Annotated in this window: 4 protein-coding genes; 2 read left to right on the top strand and 2 right to left on the bottom strand. The window is 68.4% G+C overall.

All coding sequences use genetic code 11. From position 1 onward, the window contains the following. The coding region (locus VMS22_10720) for a fasciclin domain-containing protein (protein ID HXJ34493.1) at positions 1-689 on the top strand (689 nt) is incomplete at its 5' end. Positions 690-824: 135 nt separating this feature from the next. After that, positions 825-1,577, top strand: coding sequence for a heliorhodopsin HeR (gene heR, locus VMS22_10715; GenBank protein HXJ34492.1), 753 nt, complete (start codon positions 825-827; stop codon positions 1,575-1,577). A 78-nt stretch (positions 1,578-1,655) separates the two neighbouring features. Here the strand turns inward: heR and VMS22_10710 are convergent, their stop codons facing one another. After that, positions 1,656-2,126 carry a DUF427 domain-containing protein gene (locus VMS22_10710; GenBank protein HXJ34491.1) on the bottom strand — a complete coding sequence of 157 codons (471 nt, stop codon included), beginning with the start codon at positions 2,124-2,126 and terminating at the stop codon, positions 1,656-1,658. After that, positions 2,119-2,757 (bottom strand): FAD-binding domain-containing protein (locus VMS22_10705; protein HXJ34490.1); only part of this gene is annotated, 639 nt, incomplete at its 5' end. The genes VMS22_10710 and VMS22_10705, both read right to left, overlap by 8 nt.

The raw sequence follows: 2,757 nt of genomic DNA, 5'->3' as shown, positions 1-2,757 counted from the left end.
AGTCCGTGCTCACCTATCACGTCGTCGGCAAGCGCATCCCCGCCGTCGCCGCGATCGCTGCAGCGAAGAAAGGGCTGAAGGTGAAGACCGTCCAGGGTGAGTCGATCGCGCTCTCCTTCAAGGGCGGCAAGATCGTCCTCAACGGCACAGCACGTGTCGTGATCCCCGACGTGAAGGCCTCCAACGGAGTCATCCACGCAATCGACGCGGTCCTCATGCCGCCGTCGCTTTCGCAGCCGGCGGCGCCGACGCAGTCGATCGTGCAGATCGCGGCCGGCAACCCGGACTTCTCGACGCTCGTCTCGCTCGTCCAGAAGGCCGGCCTCGTCCAGGCGATCTCGGCCCCCGGTCCGTTCACCGTCTTCGCGCCGACCAACGAGGCGTTCGCGAAGCTGGCCAAGGCGGCGCCTGCGACCTACGCGGCCGTCCTCGCCGACCCCGCGCTGCTCGCGAAGGTGCTCACCTACCACGTCGTCGCCGGCGCCATCAAGAGTGCTCAGGCGATCGCAGTCGCACAGCAGAACGGCACCGTCAAGGCCCTCGAGGGCGAGCCGATCTCGCTCTCGCTGAAGGACGGAAAGCTGACCCTGAACGGCAGCGCCACCGTCGTCACCGCCGACATCCTGGCGACCAACGGCGTGATCCACGTAATCGACACCGTGATCGTCCCGCCCAGCCTGTCGGCCTAGCTCGCCGGCCGGGGACACACTCCCCGTTTCCAAGACGGCATCGGGTCTCGCGTCCACACCCAAACCGGGGCGTGGCTCGAGACCCGATGCCGCTCTCCCGAAGCCCGCGTCCAAACACGGAAGGAGGCCCAAGGCATGGACAACAAGGCGCTTCGGCGCGGCAATGCGTTACTTGCGCTGGTCCACGCGGCGCAGGCGGTCGTGATCCTCGCGCTCTCGACCGACTTCTCGCTTCCCGTCACAGGCGCCTTCATGGAAGGCCCGCCGGGAAGCGGACTGCCGAAGCAGGTCTTGCTCTTCGACCTCCGAATCGGCCCGCTCGTCGGTGCATTCCTCTTGCTCGCAGCGCTCGACCACGCTCTCGTCGCGCTCCCGCCGTGCCGCGCCCGCTACGAGCGAAGTCTCGCGGCGGGCGTCAATCCGTTCCGTTGGCTCGAGTATTCCCTCTCGGCCTCGCTGATGGTCGTCCTGATCGCGATGCTGACCGGCATCGCCGACTACGTCGCGTTGTTCGCGCTCTTCGCGGTCAACGCGGCGATGATCTTCCTCGGCTGGCTGATGGAGCTCCTCAACCCACCTGACCGTGCGCGGACGCGCTGGCTTCCGTTCGTGCTCGGCTGCATCGTGGGCGCCGTCGCGTGGATCGCCATCGCGGTGCAGATCGGCGCCTCGGCGGAGCGTGGACATGCACCGCCGACGTTCGTCTATGCGATCTTCGTCTCGCTCTTCGTTCTGTTCAACAGCTTCGCTGTGAACCAGGCCCTGCAGTACAAGCGGGTCGGGCGCTGGCGCGACTATCGCTACGGCGAGCGCTGGTATCTCTGGCTGAGCCTCGTCGCGAAGAGCCTGCTCGCATGGCAGGTCTTCGCGAACGTGCTCGTGCTCTGAGACCGCTTGCCGCCCGGCAGCCTCTTGGCGACTGTCGCGCGAGTGGAGCTCGGCCTCCGGCGCATCTGTGCCTTTGCCTCACCAACCGGATGTGCCGCGTCCGCCTTTGAACGGGCCGACGACCTCGCTCGTGATCCAGCCACCGTAGAAGCCACCTTCCTGCGCCTCGACAAGCTCTCCGTCGAGCGTGCATTCGTCCATCAGGCCCGGGTAGAACGCAACTGCGTCGCGGATCATCTCGAAACCCGGCGCAGGATCGGCGTACGTCCACGCCGCCCGCTCGACGCGGCGGCCGTCGCCGCCGATCACGTCGAAATACGAAGCAGCGCCCTTCCACTCGCAGAAGCTGCCGCGTCCGCGAGACGGCTCGAGCGAGCCGCGGGCGACGTCCTCGAACGGCACGTAGTAGACCGGCGGATGGCTCGTCTCGAGCGCGCGGTGCGCTCGGATCGTGTCGGCGATCACCGCGCCGCCGAGCACGACGCGCACACGCTTGTTCGACGGCTCGACGCGCGGTGGACGTGGATAGTCCCAGACCGACTCAGGCATCGGGATCGATCATGCCCGACGGGCGGCTGCCTGCCCGCGACCCGACGAAAGCCGCGCTCGCTTCGGCGTGGTCGACGAGCGGGGCTGGATAGCCGAGCCGCGCAAGCGCCTCCGCCCCGAGCGTCCAGGGCTGATGGATTGTCTTCGGCGGAAGCGAGCCGAGCTCGGGGACGTAGCGTCGGACGTAGTCGCCCGAGGGGTCGAAGCGCATCGCTTGGCGCACCGGGTTGAAGACCCGGTTCGGCCGGGTGTCCGTCCCGGTCCCGGCGACCCACTGCCAGTTGCCCGAGTTGCTCGCGACGTCGCCGTCGACGAGCAGCTCGGCGAAGTGGGCGGCGCCGAGACGCCAGTCGAGGCGGAGGTCCTTGACCAGGAAGGACGCGGCGAGAAGCCGCGCTCGGCCGGGCATCCACGCCTCGAGGCGGAGCTGGCGCATCGCCGCGTCGACGATGGGGTATCCGGTGAGGCCGTCGCGCCAGGCGGTGAAGGCTTCCTCGTCCTCGTGCCACTCGTCGCCACGGGGCCGGTAGTCGGCGTACGGGAGGTCCGGTCGTGCGGCCAGGAGCTGGAGATAGAAGTCCCGCCAGCAGAGCTGCCGCAGGAACGCCTCGGCGCCGACACGTGCGGTGAC

The sequence above is a fragment of the Candidatus Eisenbacteria bacterium genome (genome assembly GCA_035577985.1).
Lineage (GTDB): Bacteria > Desulfobacterota > Binatia > DP-6 > DP-6 > DATJZY01.
Note: the sequence above shows the minus strand (reverse complement) of the source record. Positions and strands in the feature narration are given on the sequence as shown.